The sequence below is a fragment of the uncultured Sphingomonas sp. genome (genome assembly GCF_964237335.1).
Lineage (GTDB): Bacteria > Pseudomonadota > Alphaproteobacteria > Sphingomonadales > Sphingomonadaceae > Sphingomonas.
Genome location: NZ_CAXSHM010000003.1, coordinates 14,146 through 33,721 on the forward strand (window position 1 = coordinate 14,146; position 19,576 = coordinate 33,721).

Sequence of the window (19,576 nt, forward strand, 5' to 3'; positions counted from 1 at the left end):
ACGCGCCCCGCTGGCTACGGCAGGCGCAGGACGAACGCCATACGGGATGTTCGAAACTCAGAGAGCGTCAACGTGATCGACGATGCTCGCCGGGACGAGCGTCGCGATGATCGCGAGCGCGGCCGCCAGCAACGCCGCCGCCAGCACGAACGCGAGGCCGTCGAACCCATGACTTGCCCCAATAGCCAGGCTCTGCGCGGCCAGCAGCGGCCCGAGGATGGAGGCGACCGAATTGGATGCACCGATCCCGCCCTGAAGCGCGCCCTGATGACGCTCGTCCACCAACCGCGACAGCAGCCCGTTGAGCGCGGGCCAGGCGAGCGCCGTCAGCGACCCGACGAGGAAGAAGGCATAGACCTGCCACGGGTGGGTGGTGAAGGCATAGGCGAGCAGGCAGGCGGCGCCGCAGCCCAGCCCCAGCATCGCCGCGCGCCGCTCGCCCAGCCTCGCGATCACGCGTTTGGTCAGCCCGACCTGGACCACCGCCATCATGAACCCGACCCAGGTGAGCGAGAAGCCGATCTCGCGTCCCGACCAGCCGAAGCGCAACGTCGCCCAGAACGCCCAGACGGAGGGATAGACGACGCCGCCGACCTGCCACAGGAAGTTGGCGGCCAGCAGCGGTGTCGCGCGGCCGGCGGTGAACAGCGGGCGGAACGATCCGAGCACGGTCGCGTCGCGCCAGCGGAACGGGCGCCGCCCCTCGGGCGGCAGCGTTTCGGGCAGCAGGAACACCATGACGATCGCGTTGGCGCCCGCGAGCGCCGACGACACGAGGAACGGCACGCGCGGCCCCAACGTGCCCGCGAGGCCGCCGAGCGCCGGGCCGAGGATGAAGCCCGCGCCGAATGCCGCGCCGATCAGCCCGAAGGCGGCGGCGCGGTCGGCGGGTTTGGTCAGGTCCGCGATCACCGCGCCCGCCGGGCCGGTCACCGATCCCGTCAGCCCGGCGATCGCCCGGCCGAGGAACAACCACCACAGGCTCGGTGCGGCCGCCATCACCGCATAGTCGACCGCGAAGGTCGCCATCGACGCGATCAGCACCGGGCGCCGCCCGAACCGGTCGCCCAGCGCGCCAAGGATCGGCCCGGAGACGAACTGCGCCGCGGAGTAGCTGACGAGCAGCCACCCGCCGATCCGGGTGGCGTCCGCGAGGCCGAGATGGCCCAGCCGGGTGATGAGCGTCGGCAGCACCGGCAGGACGATGCCATAGCCGATCGTGTCGATCAGCACCGCGGCGAGGACGATGGGAATGGCGCGGTGCGAAAACATCGGGGCTCCAGCGGGATAGCTTCAAGTAACGGCAGCGGCGGATTTGTCGACGGCGGGCGGTTCCGACTTGGCGGCCGATCGGTTCTATGGCATGGCGCGCGCCGTACCCGATCTTCGAACCGCCGATCCGGAGCCGAGCATGGCCACTATCGCCGATACCGCCGCCGAGCAGGAGCGCCCGCTCGCCGACCCGACGGACGCCTTCCGCGCCGAGGTGCGCGACTGGCTGGCCGCGAACTTCCCCGCCTCGCTGCGCGGCAACGACAACGGCATGTCGGCGATCGAGGGACCGAGCGAGCCGAGCGCCGACGAGGAGGCCTGGCGTCAAGCGATCGGCGCGAAGGGCTGGGGCGTCCCGACCTGGCCCAGGGAGTATGGCGGCGGCGGGCTGTCGCGCGCCGAGGCTCGGGTGCTCCAGGACGAGATGGCGCGGGCCGGCGCCTGGAACCCGATCGGCGGCATGGGCGTGATGATGTTCGGGCCGACACTGCTCGAATATGGCACGGAAGCGCAGAAGCGCGAGCACATCCCCGCCATCGCGCGCGGCGAGGTCCGCTGGTGCCAGGGCTATTCGGAGCCGGGCGCGGGGTCCGACCTCGCGAGCCTCCAGTGCTTCGCCGAGGATCGCGGAGACCACTATCTGGTCAACGGCCAGAAGACCTGGACGAGCGGTGGCCAGTGGGCGGACAAATGCTTCGCGCTCGTCCGTACCGATCGGACGAAGAAGCATGAAGGCATCAGCTTCCTGCTGATCGACATGAAGTCGCCCGGCGTGGAGGTGAAGCCGATCCGACTGATCTCCGGTTCCTCGCCGTTCTGCGAGACGTTCTTCACCGACGTGCGCGTGCCCAAGGGCAATCTGGTCGGCCGCGAGGGCGAGGGCTGGACGATCGGCAAGCGGCTGCTCCAGCACGAGCGGTCGAGCCTGTCGGGCGGTGGCAGTTCGAGCAAGCTGCTTGGCGGCCGGCCGGTGAGCGAGACCGCCAAGGCGTATCGCGGCGTCGACGGCGAGGGCCGGGTCGCCGATCCCGATTTGCGCATGCGGATCGTCCGGCACGAGATGGACAGCCGCGCCTTCGCGCTGACGCTGCGCCGCGCGGCGCTGGAGTCGAAATCGAACCAGGGGCCGTCGGCGGCGTCGTCGATCATGAAGAACGTCGGCGCGCGCGTGGTCCAGGATCGCGCCGAACTCGGCATCGAGATCATGGGCATGAACGGCCTGGGCTGGGAAGGCGAGGGCTTCTCGGAAGAGGAGCTGCACCAGACGCGCGCATGGCTGTGGGGCAAGGCCGTGTCGATCTATGGCGGGTCCAGCGAGATCCAGAACAACGTGATCGCCAAGCGCATCCTGGGGATGCTGGATCACCAATAGTTCGAACATCCGGTTTGGAGAGGGGTGAGAGCGGGAGGACGGCCTGAGGCATGGGCCCGGCCGGACCTCCCGCCAACCTTATCAGGGACTTGAGACGATGGCGGTGCTGAACGACGAACAGGTGATGCTGCGCGACATGGCGCGCGAATGGGCGAACAATGAGTCGCCGGTCACCGCCTTCCGCCGCCTGCGCGCTGCGGCGCCGCCCGAGCGGTTCGACGCCGACGCCTGGAGCGCGATCGGCCAGATGGGCTGGGCGGGGATCGTCGTGCCCGAGGAGCATGGCGGCTCGGCGTTCGGCTGGCTGTCGCTGGGGCTGGTGCTGGAACAGCTCGGCCGCACGCTGACCGCCTCGCCGCTCGCCTCGACGGCCAGCGCGGCGGCGGCGATCGCGATGGGCACGTCCGAGGAGGCCAAGGCCGAGTGGCTCCCCCGCATCGCCGCCGGCGAGATCGTGGCGACGCTCGCGGTCGACGAGGGCCCGGTACATGCGACGATGGTCATGAAGACGCGCGTCGCCGACGGGCGGCTGACCGGCGAGAAGGCGTTCGTCGCCGAGGGCGATTCGGCGCAGGCGTTCGTGGTCGCAGCCGACGACGGATTGTATCTGGTTGCAGGCGCGGAAGGCGTGACCCGCTCGCCGCGACAGATGGCCGATTCGCGCAGCCACGCGGCCGTGCGGTTCGACGCGGCACCGGCGCTGCGGCTCGGCGGGCCCGAGCTGACGGCGGCGGTGGTCGACCGCGCGACCGCGGCGCTGACCGCCGAGATGCTGGGCATGGCCGAGGCGGCGTTCGCGCAGACCAACGACTTTCTCAAGACGCGCGTCCAGTTCGGGCAGCAACTTTCCACCTTCCAAGCGTTGCAGCATCGTATGGCGAAGATGTTCACCGAGCTGGAGCTGATGCGGTCCGTCGTGGAGGGCGCGCTGGAGGCGATCGACGCGGGTCGCTCCGACATCGACCAGGCGGTGAGCCTCGCCAAGGCGACCGCGAGCGACACGCTGAAGCTCGTGACGCGCGAGATGGTGCAGCTGCATGGCGGCATCGGCGTGACGGATGAATATGACGCCGGTTTCTACATCAAGCGCGCCGCGGTACTGGAGACGATGTGGGGCAGTGCCGCCTACCATCGCGACCGGTTCGCGCGCCTGAACGGATATTGATGCTGGGCGGCGCTCCCGGACTGGTGCTGGCTCCTGCGGATCTTAGGCCGCAGATGCCGAGCCGCCTGGCCGGGCCGTCAGGCGATCTCGTGCTGTCCTTTTTCCGGGGCGGGTGGCCACGGCCCGAGGACTCGGCGGAGCCGGTCCGTCGCCCGCCATCGCCGCAAGCCACCTTTTGGTCGTGGGTCGCAGTCGCCATGCTGATCGCCGCGCTGATCCTGCCCTTCTCGCTCGCGGCGTTGGTCGACATGGTGCGGTATCTGTCGAGGTAGAATCCGTCACCAGCGGCCGCTGTCGATGCCGCAGTGTCAGGTGTAGCTGGTGACGAACGAGCTCAAGCCGGGTTCAAGTGATAACTCACTCCGCAGCCCGATCGTCGAACATCCCGAACAGCAATGTCGACGCGTACATCGCAATCGCCCGCTCGCGTGGCATCGTGCCCGCCCACTTGCGCATGTCGAACGCCGCGTTCTGGAGCGCCATCAGCGCCTGAGACGCGACCAGCGGGTCGACCGCGCGCATCGATCCTTCCGCAATTCCGTCGCTGATCGTCCCGGCGTAGCGGCGCGCGATGCGGTTGGAGCGGGCGACCATCGCGTCGCGCATCGCGGGCTCCAGCCCGCTTAGCGCGGTCGAGCGCAACAGGGGTCCGCGTTCGCCGAATTGCACGTCGAGCAAGGTCGCGATCACGTCGGACAGTCGCTGCCACTGCGATCCCCCGCGCGCATCCGCAACCCGCTGCGCCTCCGCGATCGCCTCGAAGCTGCGCCCGTAGCAGGCGATCACGAGATCGTCCTTGGCGTCGAGATGGTGGTAGAAGCTGCCCTTTGTGACGTTAAGTTCCGACGCGATCCGCTGGACCGACGCGCCATGATAACCGAGCTCGTTGATAAGCCGCGTCGCCGCCAGCAGGAACGCCTCGCGCGCCGGCACCGCATCATGGGTCAGCTCGATCGGCTCGGGCGCCCACGCGTCCGACGGGCGCGCGATGCCGCTCGCCAGCACGTCCATCAGCCGGTCGCCGACGCGGGGATATTGGTCGAGGTCGTAACGCGCGACCCAGATCGGCAGCCAGAAGGTATTCTCCAGCAGGACGTGCGCGCGCGCGCCGTGCAGGTCGGTCAGCGTGCGGGTCTTGGCCTGACCCCACAGAAGACGGGTGGTGCGGAACACGCGCTGCCATCCCGCCATCAACCGGCTGCGGACCGCGCCCTCCGTCGCGCGCAGATCGGACAGGATCGCGAAGGGCTGCGTGTCTCCGGCCTCGATCCGGGTAAGGCGCTCCATGTTGAGCGCGATGTAGTGCGCGACCCGCTCCCGCGGCGTCGGCCGGGTCAGCGCCTCGTCGAGCATCACCTGCAACTCGCCCAGCGTGTGCTCGAAACAAGCGGCGGCCAGGTCTTCCTTGCGCTTGAAATAATAGGTGACGCTGGTGGTGTTGAGTCCGACGCGGCGGGCGACGTCGGCGAAGGTCATGCCCTTTGCGCCCTGCTCGTTGATCGCCTGCGCCGCGGCGGCGAGGATCGCCTCGCGCTTTTCCCGGAACCGCGTCGTCCCCGCGCCCCGTACGGGATCGTGGCCCCGTTTCCCTTTCGCTGACGTTTCTTCCCGCACCATCCCACTAGTCTATCAACTTCGATTCGAACACCTAGTCCCTTTTTTGCAGGGGGTGCTGGCGATGCCGAGAGACTTTACCGAAGATCGGGTACGGTCTAAGCAGCACGCAAACGCGACAGAGAGACGACCGATGGACTTCACCTTCAGCGAGCGCGAGACCTATTTCCGGGATCGCGTCCGGCGCTTCATCGACGACGAGATCCGCCCGCGCCAGGCCGATTACGACCGCCAGCAGCACGAAGGCGAGCGCTGGAAGGTGCTTCCGGTCATCGAGGAGGTGAAGGTGAAGGCCAAGGCCGCCGGCCTCTGGAACTTCTTCATGCCGCCCCGCTCTGGCCGTGCGCATGTCGACGACAGTTTCGAGTTTGAGGGGACGCAGCTCGGCAACCTCGAATACGCGCTGTGCGCCGAGGAGATGGGCAGGGTCGGCTGGGCGAGCGAGTGTTTCAACTGCTCCGCGCCCGATACCGGCAACATGGAGGTGTTCTTCCGCTACGGCACCGCCGAGCAGAAGGAGCGTTGGCTCCGGCCGCTGATGAATGGCGAGATCCGGTCCGCCTTCCTGATGACGGAGCCGGCGGTCGCCTCCTCCGACGCGACCAATATCCAGACGCGCATGGAGCGGCGCGGCGACGTGTACGTCGTCAACGGTCGCAAATGGTGGTCGTCGGGCGTCGGCGATCCGCGCTGCAAGGTTGCGATCCTGATGGGCAAGACCGATCCGGAACAGAGCCGGCATACCCAGCAGTCGATGATGATCCTCGACATGGACACGCCGGGCGTGACGATCGAGCGGATGCTGTCCGTCTATGGCTATGACCATGCGCCGCACGGGCATGGCGACGTGATCCTCGACAACGTCGAGGTGCCCGCCGAGAACGTGTTGCTGGGCGAGGGGCGCGGGTTCGAGATCGCGCAGGGCCGGCTGGGGCCGGGGCGCATCCACCATTGCATGCGCACGATCGGCGTCGCCGAGACCGCGATCGAGGCGATGGCCAAGCGGCTGCTGACCCGCGTCGCGTTCGGCAAGCGGATCGCCGACCAGAGCGTGTGGGAGCAGCGGATCGCCAAGGCGCGGATCGACATCGAGATGACACGGCTGCTGTGCCTCAAGGCCGCCGACATGATGGACAAGGCCGGCAACAAGGCCGCTCAGCTTGAGATCGCGATGGTGAAGGTCGCCGCGCCGGCGATGGCGCTGCAGATCCTCGATGACGCGATCCAGGCCCATGGTGGCGGCGGCGTCTGCCAGGATTTCCACCTTGCGCACGACTGGGCGGCGATGCGGACGCTGCGGTTCGCGGACGGGCCCGACGAGGTCCACAACCGAGCCATCGCGCGCAACGAGTTCGGCAAATATGCCGACCTGCCCGCGGCGATCGACGCCAAGGCGGCGGTGCGGCGGTAACACGCCGTCACCCCAGCGGAAGCTGGGGTCGCTCGCGACGAGGTCATGCCCGCCAATGACGAGACCCCAGCCTTCGCTGGGGTGACGAGGTGAAGATGAAAGCAGCCGTCCTGTTCGAGGCGAAGCAGCCGTTGTCGGTCGAGGAGGTCACGATCGACAAGCCGGGCCCGCGCGAGGTGCTGATCCGCACCGCCGCGTGCGGCGTCTGCCGGTCCGATCTGCACTTCGTTGACGGCGCCTACCCGCACCCGCTGCCCGGCATTCCCGGCCACGAGGCAGCCGGCGTGGTGGAGGCGGTGGGGAGCGAGGTCGCGACGGTGAAGGTCGGCGATCATGTCGTCACCTGCCTGTCGGTGTTCTGCGGCCACTGCGAGTTTTGCGTCACCGGCCGGATGTCGCTGTGCATCGACCGGTCGGTAAAGCGTCCACGCGGCGCGCCGCCCCGGCTGACGTTGAACGGCAAGCCGATCGCGCAGATGCTCGACCTGTCCGCCTATGCCGAGCAGATGCTGGTCCACGAACACGCCTGCGTCGCGATCGACCGCGACATGCCGCTCGACCGCGCCGCGCTGATCGGCTGCGCGGTGACGACGGGCGCGGGCGCGGTGTTCAACGCGGCGAAGCTGGTGCCGGGCGAGACGGTGTGCATCGTCGGCTGCGGCGGCATCGGCTTGGCGGCGGTCAACGCGGCCAGGATCGCCGGCGCGGGCAAGATCATCGCGCTCGATCCGGTGCCGGAAAAACGCGCGGCGGCCGAGAAGCTGGGCGCCACGCACAGCATCGACGCGATGAGCCCGACCGCCGTTGACGAGGTGGTGGAGATCAGCCGCGGCGGCGTCCACCACGCGATCGAGGCGGTGGGTCGGCCGCAGTCGGCGGCGACGGCGGTGAAGGTGCTGCGGCGCGGCGGCACCGCCACGATCCTGGGCATGCTGCCGCCGAGCGATAGCGTCGGCCTGTCGGCGATGGACCTGCTCGCCGACAAGAAACTCCAGGGCGCGCTGATGGGGCGCAACCACTTCCCCGTCGACATCCCGCGGCTGGTAGATTTCTACCAGCGCGGCCTGCTCGACCTCGACACTATCATCGCCGATCGGATGCCGCTGGAGCGGATCAACGATGCATTCGACGAGCTGCGTCGCGGCGATACGACGCGCAGCGTGATCGTGTTCGGCTGATGACCACGACCATCACCGTGGAGGGCAAGGTCCGGCTGGACGAGGCGCGGCTCGCCGAGTGGATGCAGGCGAACGTCGCCGGCTTCCAAGGGCCATTGACCTACGCCAAGTTCGCGGGCGGGCAATCGAACCCGACGTACCGCATCGACGCCGCCTCGGGCGCCTACGTCTTGCGCCGCAAGCCGTTCGGATCGCTGCTGCCCAGCGCGCACGCGGTGGATCGCGAGTTCCGGCTGATCGACGGACTGTATCCCACCGGCTTCCCGGTCGCGCGTCCTTATGGGCTCTGCATCGACGAGAGCGTGATCGGGTCGATGTTCTACGTCATGGAGCTCGCCGACGGGCGCAACCTGTGGGACGGGACGCTGCCCGACTATGCGCCCACCGAGCGCACCGGCATCTACCATGCGATGGTCGACACGCTGGCCGCGCTCCACCGGACCGATTACCAGGCGGCAGGGCTGGGCGATTTCGGCAAGCCTGGCAATTACTTCGAGCGACAGGTGGCGCGCTGGACGAAGCAATATCGCGCCAGCGAGACCGAGACGATGCCCGAGATCGAGCGGCTGATCGAGTGGCTGCCGCGCACGATCCCTGCGCAGACGCGGACGAGCATCGTCCATGGCGATTACCGGATCGACAACATGATCTTCGCCGCGCAGGAGCCACGCGTCATCGCGGTGCTTGACTGGGAGCTGTCGACGCTGGGCGATCCGCTTGCCGACTTCAGCTACTTCCTGATGAGCTGGGTGACGCAGCCCGAAGGACGGTCGGGGGTGATGGGCCGTACCGGGCCGGACACGGGCATCCCGACGCTGGAGGCGATCACCGACCGCTATTGCGCCGCCACCGGCCGCGATGGAGTGCCCGACCTCAACTGGTATTTCAGCTACAATCTGTTCCGGCTGACCGGCATCGTCCAGGGCATCAAGAAGCGGATCGTCGAGGGCACCGCGTCGAGCGCGCAGGCCGAGAAGTCGGCCGCGCAGGTGTACCGGCTGGCGAGCGCAAGCTGGGACTTCGCGGTCAAGGCGGGGGCGTGACATCATACCCGTCATGCCAGCGAACGCTGGCATCTTTTCGTTTGGGGTAAGCCGCCAGCACCAAGCGATCCCAGCTTCCGCTGGGATGACGAGCGGGAGAGGAGACGGCGTGAAACTGTTCGACCTGACCGGCAAGGTCGCCATCGTCACCGGATCGTCGCGTGGGATCGGGCGCGCGTCGGCCGAAGCGCTGGCCGCGCATGGCGCGCGCGTCGTCATCTCCAGCCGCAAACAAGATGCGTGCGAGGAGGTCGCGGCGGCGATCAACGGCCGCCATGGTGAGGGACGGGCGATCGCGATCGCCGCCAGCATCTCCGACAAGGGGGCGCTGGACCATCTGGTGCGTGAAACGGTGGCGCGGCTGGGCGCGGTCGACGTGCTGGTCTGCAACGCCGCATCCAATCCTTATTACGGCCCGCTGGCCGGGATCGCCGACGAGCAGTTCCGCAAGATCCTCGACAACAACGTGCTGTCCAACCATTGGCTGATCCAGCTCGTCGCGCCGGGCATGCGCGGACGGCGGTCGGGGTCGATCGTCATCGTCTCGTCGATCGGCGGGCTGCGCGGGTCGCCGGTGATCGGGGCGTACAACGTCAGCAAGGCAGCCGACTTCCAGCTCGCGCGCAACTACGCGGTCGAATACGGGCCCGACAACGTGCGCGTGAACTGCATTGCGCCCGGCCTGATCCGCACCGACTTCGCCCGTGCGCTGTGGGAGGACCCCGACCGCATCCGCGCCGCCAACGAGAGCGTGCCGCTGCGCCGCATCGGCGAGGCGGACGAGATCGCAGGCGCGGTCGTGTACCTCGCCAGTCCCGCCAGCGCGTTCATGACCGGGCAGGCGATGGTGATCGATGGCGGCGTCACGATCTGACTGCGCATCCGTCACCCAGCAGGCTCGGGTCTGCCCGAGATCGCGGGAGATGCCAGCTTACGCTGGCATGACGAGGAGGAGAGTGGGATGAACAGGTTTCAGGGCAAGTCGATCATCGTCACCGGCGCAGGCTCCGGCATCGGCCGCGCCGCCGCCCGGCTGTTCGCCGCCGAGGGTGGGCAGGTGATCGTTGCGGACCTGACGGAAGGCGCGGACGAGACCGCGGCAATGATTCGCGAGGCGGGCGGCACGGCCGAGGCGATCCGGATCGATGCGGGCGCGGAGCCTGACGTCGAACGCGTGGTGGCCCTTGCGGTCGAGCGGTTCGGCGGCCTCGACGTCATGTTCGCCAACGCCGGCATCTCGGGCGGCCTCGCCACCATCTTCGACACGTCGGTCGCGCTCCTCACCGAGGTGCTACGCGTCAACCTGATCGGGCCGTTCCTCGCGGTGAAGCACGCGGGCCCGCGGATCGCGGAGCAAGGCGGCGGCGCCGTGGTCTTGACCGCCAGTGTCGCCGGCATCCGTTCGGGCGCAGGGTCGCCGGCCTATTCGGCGTCAAAGGCTGGCGTCATCAACCTGGCGCAGGTGTCGGCGCAGCAGCTGTCGGGCTCCAACGTCCGCGTCAATGCGCTCTGCCCGGGCCTGACCGAGACGGGCATGACCAAGCCGACGTTCGACTATGCGCGCGACGCCGGCAAGACGGACCGGGTCGGCCGGCTCAACCCGCTGCGCCGCGGTGCGCAGGCCGAGGAACTGGCCAGGGTCGCGCTGTTCCTCGCTTCCAACGACGCGAGCTACGTCAACGGCCAGGCGATCGCCGTCGACGGCGGCTTGTCGTCGAGCCATCCTGTGACGCGGCAGGAGTACGGCAAGACGGCGGTGTGAGCCGGCAGATCACGTTGTCGGGCGGGGCTCCCGTTGCCGCATCAGCCCCTCCTGCGCAACGCTCGCGACCAGGCGACCGTCGCGGGTGAATATCTGCCCACGGTTGAAACCGCGGGCGTGCCCCGCCCAGGGACTGTCGCAGGCGTAGAGTAGCCATTCGTCGGCGCGGAACGGCTCGTGCAGCCACAGCGCGTGATCGAGGCTGGCGACCTGCATCGTCTCGGTCAGCCAGTTGACGCCATGCGGCAGCATCGCCGTGCCCAGCAGCGCCATATCCGACGCATAGGCCAGCACCGCGCGGTGCAGGACCGGATCGTCGCCGATCGGCGCGGCAAGCCTTAGCCAGATCGCGTGGGCGGGATCGCCGGGCCGCGGCTCGAACCAGCTACGGGGCTGGCAGGGGCGGATCTCGATCGCGCGCGGGCGCAGGAAGAAGCGTTTGCCGCGTTCGGGCAGTCGATCGGCGATCGCGGCACGCAGCTCCATCTCGGTGCGCAGCATCTCGGGCGGCGGCACGTCGGGCATGGTCGCCTGATGTGCCAGGCCCTCTTCGGGCCGCTGGAACGAGGCGGCCATGTTGAGGATCGGCTGCCCTTGCTGGCTCGCGATCACGCGGCGGGTGGCGAAGCTGCCGCCGTCGAAGTCGCGCACGACACGCAGGACGATCGGATGCTCCTCGTTCCCTGCGCGCATGAAATAGGCGTGGAGCGAGTGGGCCTGCTTGCCCTCCACCGAGCGCTGCGCCGCCTGCAGCGCCTGCGCGATCACCTGCCCGCCGAACACCCGCCCGATACCGCCGGGCTGCCGCGCGCCGCGGTAGAGGTCGCGGTCGATCTCCTCGACGTCGAGGAGCGCGATGAGGTCGGCAACGAGGGTGGCGGGGGTGGGGGTGTCCATAGTTTCTCCTCGTCACCCCGGCCTCGCACCCGAGTCCGACTTCTTCCTGCAGCTCTTGGCCCAAGAAGAAGCGGGACCCCGGGTCGAGCCCGGAGTGACGTACATCTAGGTCGCAGATCAATACCCCGCGGCGAGCGCCAGCCGGTCGGCGTGGAAGTTCGCGTCGCCGAACAGCTCGGCGAGCACGCGCGCGCGCTTCATGTAGAAGCCGATGTCGTACTCGTCCGTCATGCCGATGCCGCCGTGCATCTGGATGCCCTCCTGCACGGACAAGGTGGTGGCCATCGTCGTCATCGCCTTGGCGACCGAGACCGCGGCATCGGCGCGCGCATCGCCCGCGTCGAGCAGTTGCTGCGCCTTGAGGACGGCGGCGCGCGCGACTTCCATCTCGCCGTACAGATGCGCGGCGCGGTGCTGGAGCGCCTGGAAACTGCCGATCGGCACGCCGAACTGCTTGCGTTCCTTGAGGTACGCGGTGGTCAGGTCCGCCGCGCCGCCGCCGACGCCCAGCAACTCCGCCGCCGCGCCGGTGCGCCCTGCCGCCAGCAGCCGCCCGAGCGGATCGCGGCCCGCATCCACTTCGCCGATCACTGCGTCGGCATCGACTTCCACCCCGTCGAAGGTCAGCCGCGACGCGAGGCTGGCGTCGGCCAGCCGCTCAGGCGCCGCGTCCAAGCCGGCGGATTCGCGCGGCACCGCGAACAGCGTGACGCCGTCGACGTCGTCGGGCGAGCCCGAGGTGCGCGCGGCGACGATCAGCAGGTCGGCGACATGGCCGTGGGTGACGAACCGCTTGGCGCCGGTCAGGCGGAAGCCGTTGCCCGACCGCTCGGCGCGCATCGCGACCGCCGGGCCATGTTTGGCACGCTCGTCGATCGCCAGCGCCGCCACCGTGTCCCCTGCGACGATGCCGGGAAACCAGCGCTCGGCATGGTTCGTGCCCTTCAGCGCGGCGACCGCGGCGACGGCGGTGGACAGGAACGGGGAGGCGGACAAGTTGCGCCCGATCTCCTCCAGCACCACGCCCGCCTCGACATGCCCGAGGCCCAAGCCGCCCTGATCCTCGCCGATCAGGATGCCGGTGAACCCCATCTCCGCGAACCGCTTCCACAGGTCGCGCGAGAAGCCGGTCGCATCGTTGGCATTGCGCAAGGACCGCATGTGGCTGATTGGCGCGGCGTCGGCGACGAAGTCGCGGATCGTCTCCTTCAGCGCGGTCTGATCGTCGTCGAGGTAGAGGGGCATGTCAATCTCCGTCATCCCAGCGAAAGCTGGGATCGCGTGGGTCGAGCGGATCGCCTTCAGTCGGGGCGACCCCAGGTTTCGCTGGGGTGACGATATCCTGGCGGCTAGGCCGGCAGCTCCAGTATCCGCTTCGCCACGATGTTGAGCTGCACCTCGCTGGTGCCGCCCTCGATCGAATTGGCCTTCGTGCGCAGCCAGGCGCGTGGGGTCGCGCCGCCGGCGCTCGCCTCGCTCTCCCATTCGAGCGCGTCGGAGCCGCCCGCCGCCATCATCAGCTCGTAGCGGCTCTTGTTGAGCTCGGTCCCGTAATATTTCATCATCGACGGCTGGGCAGGATGCGCTTGGCCCGCCTTCAACTCGTCGATGAACCGCTCCGTCATGGCGGTGAATGCCTTGGCGCGTACCTCGAACAGAGCGATCTGCGCGCGCAGCAGCGGGTCGGCCAGGCGACCGTCCGCATCCAGGCCGATCGTCGCGATCGCGCCCTCGATCAGCGGGTTGCCGCCCGTGTGCGACAGCCCCATCCCCGAGATCATCTCCCGCTCGTGGCCGAGCAGGTATTTGGCGACGTCCCAGCCCTTGTTCTCGTCGTGGACGCGGTTCGCCTTGGGCACCTTCACATTGTCCATGAAGGTCTCACAGAACGGCGAGTAGCCGCTGATGAGCAGGATCGGCTTGGTCGAGACGCCGGGGCTGGCCATGTCGAACAGCACGAAGCTGATGCCGCCCTGTTTCGATGCCTTGCTGGTGCGCACCAGGCAGAAGATCCAGTCGGCCTTGTCGGCGTAGCTGGTCCACACCTTCTGGCCGTTGACGATGTAGTGATCGCCAGCATCTTCAGCGTTCGCCGCCAGGCCGGCAAGGTCGGAGCCGGCATTCGGTTCCGAATAGCCCTGGCACCAGCGGATCTCGCCGCGTGCGATCTTGGGCAGGTGTTCGAGCTTCTGCGCTTCCGTGCCGTATTTCAGCAGCGCCGGCCCGAGCATCGAGATGCCGAACGAGTTGAGCGGGTTGCGCGCGCGGATCGCGGCCATTTCCTCGCGCAACACCTTGGTTTCCGCCGGTGACAGCCCGCCGCCGCCATAGGCGCGGGGCCAGTCGGGCACCGTCCAACCCTTCGCGCCCATTGCGTCCATCCATGCCTTCTGCGCCGGCGTCAGAATCGACTGATCGCGCCCGCCCCAGCACGCGTCCTTGTCGGAGCGGACCGGTTCGCGCATCTCGGGCGGGCAGTTGGCCTCCAGCCAGGCGCGGGTCTCGGCGCGGAAGGTGTCGAGGTCGGTCATGGTTTCTCTCCTCTCCATCGTTCACCCTGAGCTTGTCGAAGGACTGTCCTTCTTCCAACGTCCAAGAGAAGTGCAGTGCTTCGACGGGCTCAGCATGAACAGGATTAGTGAACGGCTTCCGGCGTCTTCACCTTGGCCTTCAGCGACTCCGCCGGCTCGAACCCGTGCTTATCCAGTCCGGCGACAATCTTGTCCCAGCCTTCGCTCTCGCCCCAGAACATCGGGCCGCCGCGATAGACCGGCCAGCCATAGCCGTAGATCCACACCACATCGATGTCGCTGGCCCGCTGGGCATAACCGCCCTCCAGGATCAGTGCGCCCTCGTTGACGAGCGGGTACAACGTCCGCTCGATGATCTCCTGGTCGCTGATCTGACGCGGGGCCGGAGCGCCGGACTTCTGGCGGAACTCCTCGATGATCTCGGCGACGCGCGGAGAGGGCGAGGGCTGACGCTTCTCGTCATAGTCGTAGAAGCCCGCGCTCTTCTTCTGGCCCCAGCGACCCTCGGCGGCGAGCGCGTCGCGGATGCTCTCGATCCGGGTGGGATCGCGGTGCCAGCCGATGTCAACGCCGGCGAGGTCACCCATCTGGAACGGGCCCATCGGCATGCCGAACGCGACATGGACCTTGTCGACCTGCTCAGGCGTCGCGCCCTCCATCAGCAGTTTCATCGCCTCGACCTGGCGCGGCATCAGCATGCGGTTGCCGATGAAGCCATAGGTGACGCCGGCGACGACCGCGACCTTGCGGATCTTCTTGGCGAGCGCCATCACCGTCGCCAGCACGTCGGGCGCCGTCTTGGCGCCGCGCACGACCTCCAGCAGCTTCATGACGTTGGCGGGCGAGAAGAAGTGCATGCCGACGACGTCCTGCGGACGCTTGGTGCAGGCGGCGATCGCGTCGATGTCGAGGTAGCTGGTGTTGCTCGCCAAGATCGCGCCCGGCTTGCAGATCGCGTCGAGCCTTGTGAAGATGTCCTTCTTCACTTCCATCGTCTCGTACACCGCCTCGATCACCAGGTCGCAATCGGCGAGTGCGTCGAACGACAGCGTCGGCGCGAGCGCGCCCATCGCGGCCTCGACTTGTTCCGGCTTCATCCGGCCCTTGGCGGCGGTCGCCTCGTAGTTCTTGCGGATGGTGCCGGTGCCGCGGTCGAGCGCGTCCTGCTGCATCTCGACGATCGTCACCGGGATGCCGGCCGACAGGAAGTTCATCGCGATACCGCCGCCCATCGTGCCCGCGCCGATGATGCCGACCTTGTTGACCGGCCGCAACGCGACATCGTCGCCGATGCCGTCGATCTTGGCCGCCTTGCGCTCGGCGAAGAAGATGTGACGTTGCGCCGCGGACTGGGTGCCCATCATCAGCTTCATGAAGCTCTGCCGCTCGAACGCGATACCTTCGGCGAAGGACGAGCCGTCGGTCGCCTTCTCGATGCAGGCGATGTTCGCTTCGGGTGCCTCGAACCCGCGGAACTTGCGCGCATTGGCCTTGCGAAACGCGGCGACCGCCTCGGGATCGGCCTTGGCCTCCTTCTCGCTCGCGCGGGGCAGCGGGCGCTTGGCCGCGATCTCGCGTGCGTAAGCGATGGCGTCGGCTTCCAGGGAGCTTTCGCTCCCCTCGCCGACGATCCTGTCGATCAGGCCGGCCTCCGCCGCCTTCTTGGCCGGGATCGGATCGCCGAGCGCGGTCATCTGCAGCGCCAGCGGAACGCCCGCCAGCCGCGGCAGCCGCTGCGTCCCGCCCGCGCCGGGCAGCAGGCCGAGCTTCACCTCCGGCGTGCCGAGCTTCGCGCTTGCCACAGCGACGCGATAGTGACAGCCGAGCGCCACCTCGCACCCGCCGCCCAGCGCCGTGCCGTGGATAGCGGCGACAACGGGCTTGCTCGACGCCTCGATCGTGTCGACCACTTCGGGCAGTTGCGGACCGATCGGCGGCTTCCCGAACTCCGTGATGTCCGCGCCCGCGAAGAAGGTGCGCCCGTCGCACCGGATCACCATCGCCACGACGGTCGCGTCCGCGACGCCTTGCTTGATCGCCGCCTCCAGTCCCTGGCGCACACCCGCGCCCAGCGCGTTGACGGGCGGATTGTCAGAGATGATGACGAGCACGTCGTCATGGCGTTCGATACGGATCGGGGAGGTCATTGGGTCGGGTCTCCAGTCAATTTCGATTGGGTTATTTCAACGCCGCGTAGATCATCGTCTTGAGTTCGCGGCGGATCGTGAAAGCGGTCGACGGGCTCACCTGCGTCATGAACACCATCGAGATGCGCTCGACGGGATCGACGAAGAAGGCGGTCGAGAACATGCCGCCCCAGTAATATTCGCCAACCGAGCCGGGGATCATCGAGCGCGCGACGTCGATCGTGACCGCGAAGCCGAGTCCGAAACCGGTGCCGGCGTTGGTCGCCTCGCTGAACAGCGACTTGGACATGCGCGACAGGTCCGACCCGCCGGGCAGGTGGTTCATCGTCATGAGCTCGATCGTCTTGCGCGATACGAGCCGGACGCCGTCCAGCTCCCCGCCGTTGAGGCACATCGAGCAGAAGCGGTTGTAGTCGAGCGCGGAGGACACGAGCCCGCCGCCGCCCGACAGCATCGTCGGCGGCTGTGCCCAGACGCTCTCGGCCCCGCGATCGTACCTCACGCGCTTGCCCGCCCCCTTGTTGCCTGGCGCGAGCGCCCAGCAGTCGGTCAGCCGGTCGAGCTTGCCCGCCGGCACGTCGAAGCCGGTGTCGTGCATCCCAAGCGGCGCGAAGATGCGGTCGCGGAAGAAGGCGTCGAGCGACTGGCCGGACACGCGCTCGATCACCGCGCCGAGCACGTCGGTCGCGACCGAATAGTTCCATGCATCGCCCGGCGCGAACTCGAGCGGCAGCTCGCCCAGCGCGGCGATGAGGCCCTGGAGGTCGAGGCCGCCGTGCCAACGCTCAGTCTCTCGCTCACGATAGGCGGCGTCGATGTTGGAGCGTCGCTGGAAGCCGTAAGTCAGCCCGGCGGTATGGCGTAGCAGGTCCACCATACGCATCGGCTCGGGGGCGGGACGGGCGGCGAACGGCACGCCTCCGCCACCGCCCGTATAGACGCCGACGTTCGCCAGTTCGGGCAGCACCTTCGCGACCGGCGTGTCGAGCGCGACACGCGCCTCCTCGACCAGCATCATGAAGGCGAGGCTGGTGATCGGCTTCGTCATCGACGCGATGCGGAACAGCGAACCCTCGTCCACGGCCGCGCCACCCTCGCGCGCGGCGCCCATCGAGGAGAAATGCGCGACTTGGCCCTCATGCGCCAACAGCAGCTGGGCATGCGGCAGGATGCCACTATCGACGTACCGCTCGCGCAAGAATGCGTCGATCCGGGCGAGCCGGCCGACGTCGAAGGCGTGGGAGCCCGGGCGGGCGGTCAACATCGGCTCGTCCATACCAAGGGTTCGAAAGTTGCGCCTCTATCGGCTTGAGCGGCGCTCGAATCAACAGTAACATTGGCTGTACCGGGAACCGATATCCGGCAATACCCGATCCGGGAGAGGAACAGGCTTGGGCAGCGATATCGCCGTGTCACCAGCTTCGGGCTGGCCCGCATTGTCGATGGCGGAGGTGGATCGGCGGCTGACCGCGCCGGGTGCGACGTTCGAGATGGACGAGGTCGTGATCCGCGGCATCCCGACCCGCGTGTGGAAGAACGCGCCGTCGTCGCTGCGTTGGCTGGCGGAGGCGTCGCGCGGCCATGGCGAGCGGCTGGCGATCATCCACGAGGACGAGCGGGTCAGCTACGCGGCGCAGTTCCGGGCGATCGCGGCGCTGGCGCATACGATCGTGGCGATGGGCGTCGGAAAGGGCGACCGGGTGGCGATCGCGATGCGCAACCTGCCCGAGTGGCCGGTGGCGTTCTTCGCGACGACCGCGATCGGGGCGGTGGCGGTGCCGCTCAATGCTTGGTGGACGGGCGCGGAGCTCGACTACGGCCTTCGAGACTCGGGTGCGCGAGTGCTGATCGTCGATGGCGAGCGCCATGAGCGGCTCGTGCAGCATTATCCGGGCTTGCCGGCGCTCGAGCGGGTACTGGTGTCCCGGGCCGAAGCACCGTCGACGGGAGTGGCGGAGCGCCTTGAGGCGGTGATCGGAACGCCGCACGACTGGGCGGCGCTGCCCGAGGTCGACCTGCCGCCGGCTATGATCGACACGGACGATCCCGCGACGATCTTCTACACCAGCGGCACCACGGGCGCCCCCAAGGGAGCGCTGGGCACGCACCGCAACCTCGTCACCAACATCCTGTCGACCGCCTGCAACGGCGCGCGCCCGTACCTCCGCCGCGGCGAGGCGCCGCCGGAGCCAACCCCCCGCATCGGCTTGCTCGTCATCCCGCTGTTCCACGTCACCGCGTGCAGCGCGACGCTGATGGGGGTGGTCGCAAGTGGCGGCACGCTGGTGCTGATGCGACGGTGGGAGACGGTGAAGGCGATGGAGATCATCGAGCGCGAACGGGTGAACGCGACCGGCGGGGTGCCGACGATCGCCTGGCAGTTGCTGGAACATCCCAAGCGCAGCCGCTTCGACCTGTCGTCGCTGGAGACGATCACCTATGGCGGCGCGCCCGCCGCGCCCGACCTCGCACCCCGCCTGCGGGCCGAGTTCGGCGTCCAGCCCGGCAACGGCTGGGGCATGACGGAGACGATGGCGACCGTCACCGGCCTGTTGGCGGAGGATTACCTGCACCGCCCGGCGAGCTGCGGCGCGCCCGTGCCCGTGGCCGACCTCAAGATCATGGACGTCGACGCGAGCCATGTGCTGCCGACCGGTGAGATCGGCGAGCTATGGGCGAGGGGGCCGATGGTGGTCGCGGGTTACTGGAACAAGCCAGAGGCGACCGCCGCCACCTTCGTGGACGGCTGGGTCCGCACCGGCGACCTTGCGCGGCTGGACGACGAGGGCTTCTGCTATATCGTCGATCGCGCCAAGGACATGGTCATCCGCGGCGGCGAGAACATCTATTCGATCGAGGTCGAGAATGCGCTGTTCTCGCATCCGGCGGTGATGGATGCAGCCGTCATCGGCCTACCGCACCGGGTGCTGGGCGAGGAACCGGCGGCGGTGGTCCACCTCGCACCGGGCGAGGCCGTCACGGAAGCGGGGCTGCAGGCGTGGGTGCGCACGCAACTGGCCGGTTTCAAGGTGCCGGTCGCGATCCGCTTCGTGCCCGGAATGCTGCCCCGCAACGCCAACGGCAAGATCCTGAAACGCGAGCTGGCCGTGCTGTTCGACGATCGGGTCTGATGTCCTCGCGGCCAAAGTAGGTAACAGTAGGTAATACCGACGCTGATGTGCCC

At 68.4% G+C, this 19,576-nt stretch carries 16 protein-coding genes; 9 read left to right on the forward strand and 7 right to left on the reverse strand.

The window, feature by feature from the left end; all coding sequences use genetic code 11:
- Nucleotides 1-57 precede the first annotated feature (57 nt).
- Nucleotides 58-1,272 carry an MFS transporter gene (locus tag ACFE65_RS02620; RefSeq protein WP_375380784.1) on the reverse strand — a complete coding sequence of 405 codons (1,215 nt, stop codon included), beginning with the start codon at nt 1,270-1,272 and terminating at the stop codon, nt 58-60.
- A gap of 139 nt (nt 1,273-1,411) precedes the next feature.
- On the opposite strand from ACFE65_RS02620, the gene ACFE65_RS02625 reads away from it, so the two are divergent.
- The 3 genes from ACFE65_RS02625 (at nt 1,412) to ACFE65_RS02635 (ending at nt 4,081) form a co-directional block, all read left to right on the forward strand.
- Complete coding sequence (locus ACFE65_RS02625) at nt 1,412-2,644, forward strand: acyl-CoA dehydrogenase family protein (RefSeq protein WP_375380785.1); 1,233 nt, start codon at nt 1,412-1,414, stop codon at nt 2,642-2,644.
- A gap of 97 nt (nt 2,645-2,741) precedes the next feature.
- Nucleotides 2,742-3,809, forward strand: coding sequence for an acyl-CoA dehydrogenase family protein (locus tag ACFE65_RS02630; RefSeq protein WP_375380786.1), 1,068 nt, complete (start codon nt 2,742-2,744; stop codon nt 3,807-3,809).
- Between the two features lie 53 nt (nt 3,810-3,862).
- The gene (locus ACFE65_RS02635; protein WP_375380787.1) at nt 3,863-4,081 is read left to right on the forward strand and encodes a hypothetical protein; all 219 of its coding nucleotides are present in this window, start codon (nt 3,863-3,865) and stop codon (nt 4,079-4,081) included.
- A gap of 85 nt (nt 4,082-4,166) precedes the next feature.
- Here ACFE65_RS02635 and ACFE65_RS02640 read toward each other — a convergent pair whose 3' ends face one another.
- A complete protein-coding gene (locus tag ACFE65_RS02640) occupies nt 4,167-5,426 on the reverse strand; it encodes a TetR/AcrR family transcriptional regulator (RefSeq protein WP_375380788.1) in 1,260 nt (419 codons plus the stop codon).
- 130 nt (nt 5,427-5,556) lie between these two features.
- Between ACFE65_RS02640 and ACFE65_RS02645 the strand changes: the two genes are divergently transcribed.
- The 5 genes from ACFE65_RS02645 to ACFE65_RS02665 all read left to right on the forward strand — a co-directional run bounded on the left by ACFE65_RS02645 (nt 5,557) and on the right by ACFE65_RS02665 (nt 10,817).
- On the forward strand, nt 5,557-6,834 hold the full coding sequence (locus tag ACFE65_RS02645) for an acyl-CoA dehydrogenase family protein (RefSeq protein ID WP_375380789.1): 1,278 nt from the start codon (nt 5,557-5,559) through the stop codon (nt 6,832-6,834).
- A gap of 95 nt (nt 6,835-6,929) precedes the next feature.
- Nucleotides 6,930-8,012: a Zn-dependent alcohol dehydrogenase gene (locus ACFE65_RS02650; protein ID WP_375380790.1), complete on the forward strand. Its 1,083-nt coding sequence runs from the start codon at nt 6,930-6,932 to the stop codon at nt 8,010-8,012.
- Nucleotides 8,012-9,055: a phosphotransferase family protein gene (locus tag ACFE65_RS02655; RefSeq protein ID WP_375380791.1), complete on the forward strand. Its 1,044-nt coding sequence runs from the start codon at nt 8,012-8,014 to the stop codon at nt 9,053-9,055. The genes ACFE65_RS02650 and ACFE65_RS02655 overlap by 1 nt, the downstream gene beginning before the upstream one ends.
- Before the next feature lie 109 nt (nt 9,056-9,164).
- The gene (locus ACFE65_RS02660) at nt 9,165-9,929 is read left to right on the forward strand and encodes an SDR family oxidoreductase (RefSeq protein WP_375380792.1); all 765 of its coding nucleotides are present in this window, start codon (nt 9,165-9,167) and stop codon (nt 9,927-9,929) included.
- An 87-nt stretch (nt 9,930-10,016) separates the two neighbouring features.
- Nucleotides 10,017-10,817, forward strand: coding sequence for an SDR family NAD(P)-dependent oxidoreductase (locus ACFE65_RS02665; RefSeq protein ID WP_375380793.1), 801 nt, complete (start codon nt 10,017-10,019; stop codon nt 10,815-10,817).
- 9 nt (nt 10,818-10,826) lie between these two features.
- Here ACFE65_RS02665 and ACFE65_RS02670 read toward each other — a convergent pair whose 3' ends face one another.
- The 5 genes from ACFE65_RS02670 to ACFE65_RS02690 all read right to left on the reverse strand — a co-directional run bounded on the left by ACFE65_RS02670 (nt 10,827) and on the right by ACFE65_RS02690 (nt 17,656).
- The gene (locus ACFE65_RS02670) at nt 10,827-11,714 is read right to left on the reverse strand and encodes an acyl-CoA thioesterase (protein ID WP_375380794.1); all 888 of its coding nucleotides are present in this window, start codon (nt 11,712-11,714) and stop codon (nt 10,827-10,829) included.
- A 117-nt stretch (nt 11,715-11,831) separates the two neighbouring features.
- A complete protein-coding gene (locus ACFE65_RS02675; protein ID WP_375380795.1) occupies nt 11,832-12,959 on the reverse strand; it encodes an acyl-CoA dehydrogenase family protein in 1,128 nt (375 codons plus the stop codon).
- A gap of 104 nt (nt 12,960-13,063) precedes the next feature.
- On the reverse strand, nt 13,064-14,245 hold the full coding sequence (locus ACFE65_RS02680) for an acyl-CoA dehydrogenase family protein (RefSeq protein WP_375380796.1): 1,182 nt from the start codon (nt 14,243-14,245) through the stop codon (nt 13,064-13,066).
- A gap of 104 nt (nt 14,246-14,349) precedes the next feature.
- The gene (locus ACFE65_RS02685; protein ID WP_375380797.1) at nt 14,350-16,392 is read right to left on the reverse strand and encodes a 3-hydroxyacyl-CoA dehydrogenase NAD-binding domain-containing protein; all 2,043 of its coding nucleotides are present in this window, start codon (nt 16,390-16,392) and stop codon (nt 14,350-14,352) included.
- A gap of 31 nt (nt 16,393-16,423) precedes the next feature.
- Entirely contained in the window at nt 16,424-17,656 is a 1,233-nt protein-coding gene (locus ACFE65_RS02690) for a serine hydrolase domain-containing protein (protein ID WP_375380798.1), read from the reverse strand.
- Nucleotides 17,657-17,834: 178 nt separating this feature from the next.
- On the opposite strand from ACFE65_RS02690, the gene ACFE65_RS02695 reads away from it, so the two are divergent.
- Nucleotides 17,835-19,523 carry a class I adenylate-forming enzyme family protein gene (locus tag ACFE65_RS02695; protein ID WP_375380935.1) on the forward strand — a complete coding sequence of 563 codons (1,689 nt, stop codon included), beginning with the start codon at nt 17,835-17,837 and terminating at the stop codon, nt 19,521-19,523.
- The last annotated feature ends 53 nt before the right edge of the window (nt 19,524-19,576 follow it).

What these genes read in the sequence shown, in the direction of transcription:
- ACFE65_RS02680 (WP_375380796.1), bottom strand. Translation starts at nt 14,245, where the DNA reads ATGACCGACCTCGACACCTTCCGCGCCGAGACCCGCGCCTGGCTGGAG.
- ACFE65_RS02650 (WP_375380790.1), top strand. Translation starts at nt 6,930, where the DNA reads ATGAAAGCAGCCGTCCTGTTCGAGGCGAAGCAGCCGTTGTCGGTCGAG.
- ACFE65_RS02665 (WP_375380793.1), top strand. Translation starts at nt 10,017, where the DNA reads ATGAACAGGTTTCAGGGCAAGTCGATCATCGTCACCGGCGCAGGCTCC.
- ACFE65_RS02670 (WP_375380794.1), bottom strand. Translation starts at nt 11,714, where the DNA reads ATGGACACCCCCACCCCCGCCACCCTCGTTGCCGACCTCATCGCGCTC.
- ACFE65_RS02695 (WP_375380935.1), top strand. Translation starts at nt 17,835, where the DNA reads ATGGCGGAGGTGGATCGGCGGCTGACCGCGCCGGGTGCGACGTTCGAG.
- ACFE65_RS02690 (WP_375380798.1), bottom strand. Translation starts at nt 17,656, where the DNA reads ATGTTGACCGCCCGCCCGGGCTCCCACGCCTTCGACGTCGGCCGGCTC.
- ACFE65_RS02645 (WP_375380789.1), top strand. Translation starts at nt 5,557, where the DNA reads ATGGACTTCACCTTCAGCGAGCGCGAGACCTATTTCCGGGATCGCGTC.
- ACFE65_RS02640 (WP_375380788.1), bottom strand. Translation starts at nt 5,426, where the DNA reads ATGGTGCGGGAAGAAACGTCAGCGAAAGGGAAACGGGGCCACGATCCC.
- ACFE65_RS02630 (WP_375380786.1), top strand. Translation starts at nt 2,742, where the DNA reads ATGGCGGTGCTGAACGACGAACAGGTGATGCTGCGCGACATGGCGCGC.
- ACFE65_RS02675 (WP_375380795.1), bottom strand. Translation starts at nt 12,959, where the DNA reads ATGCCCCTCTACCTCGACGACGATCAGACCGCGCTGAAGGAGACGATC.
- ACFE65_RS02685 (WP_375380797.1), bottom strand. Translation starts at nt 16,392, where the DNA reads ATGACCTCCCCGATCCGTATCGAACGCCATGACGACGTGCTCGTCATC.
- ACFE65_RS02625 (WP_375380785.1), top strand. Translation starts at nt 1,412, where the DNA reads ATGGCCACTATCGCCGATACCGCCGCCGAGCAGGAGCGCCCGCTCGCC.
- ACFE65_RS02655 (WP_375380791.1), top strand. Translation starts at nt 8,012, where the DNA reads ATGACCACGACCATCACCGTGGAGGGCAAGGTCCGGCTGGACGAGGCG.
- ACFE65_RS02635 (WP_375380787.1), top strand. Translation starts at nt 3,863, where the DNA reads ATGCCGAGCCGCCTGGCCGGGCCGTCAGGCGATCTCGTGCTGTCCTTT.
- ACFE65_RS02620 (WP_375380784.1), bottom strand. Translation starts at nt 1,272, where the DNA reads ATGTTTTCGCACCGCGCCATTCCCATCGTCCTCGCCGCGGTGCTGATC.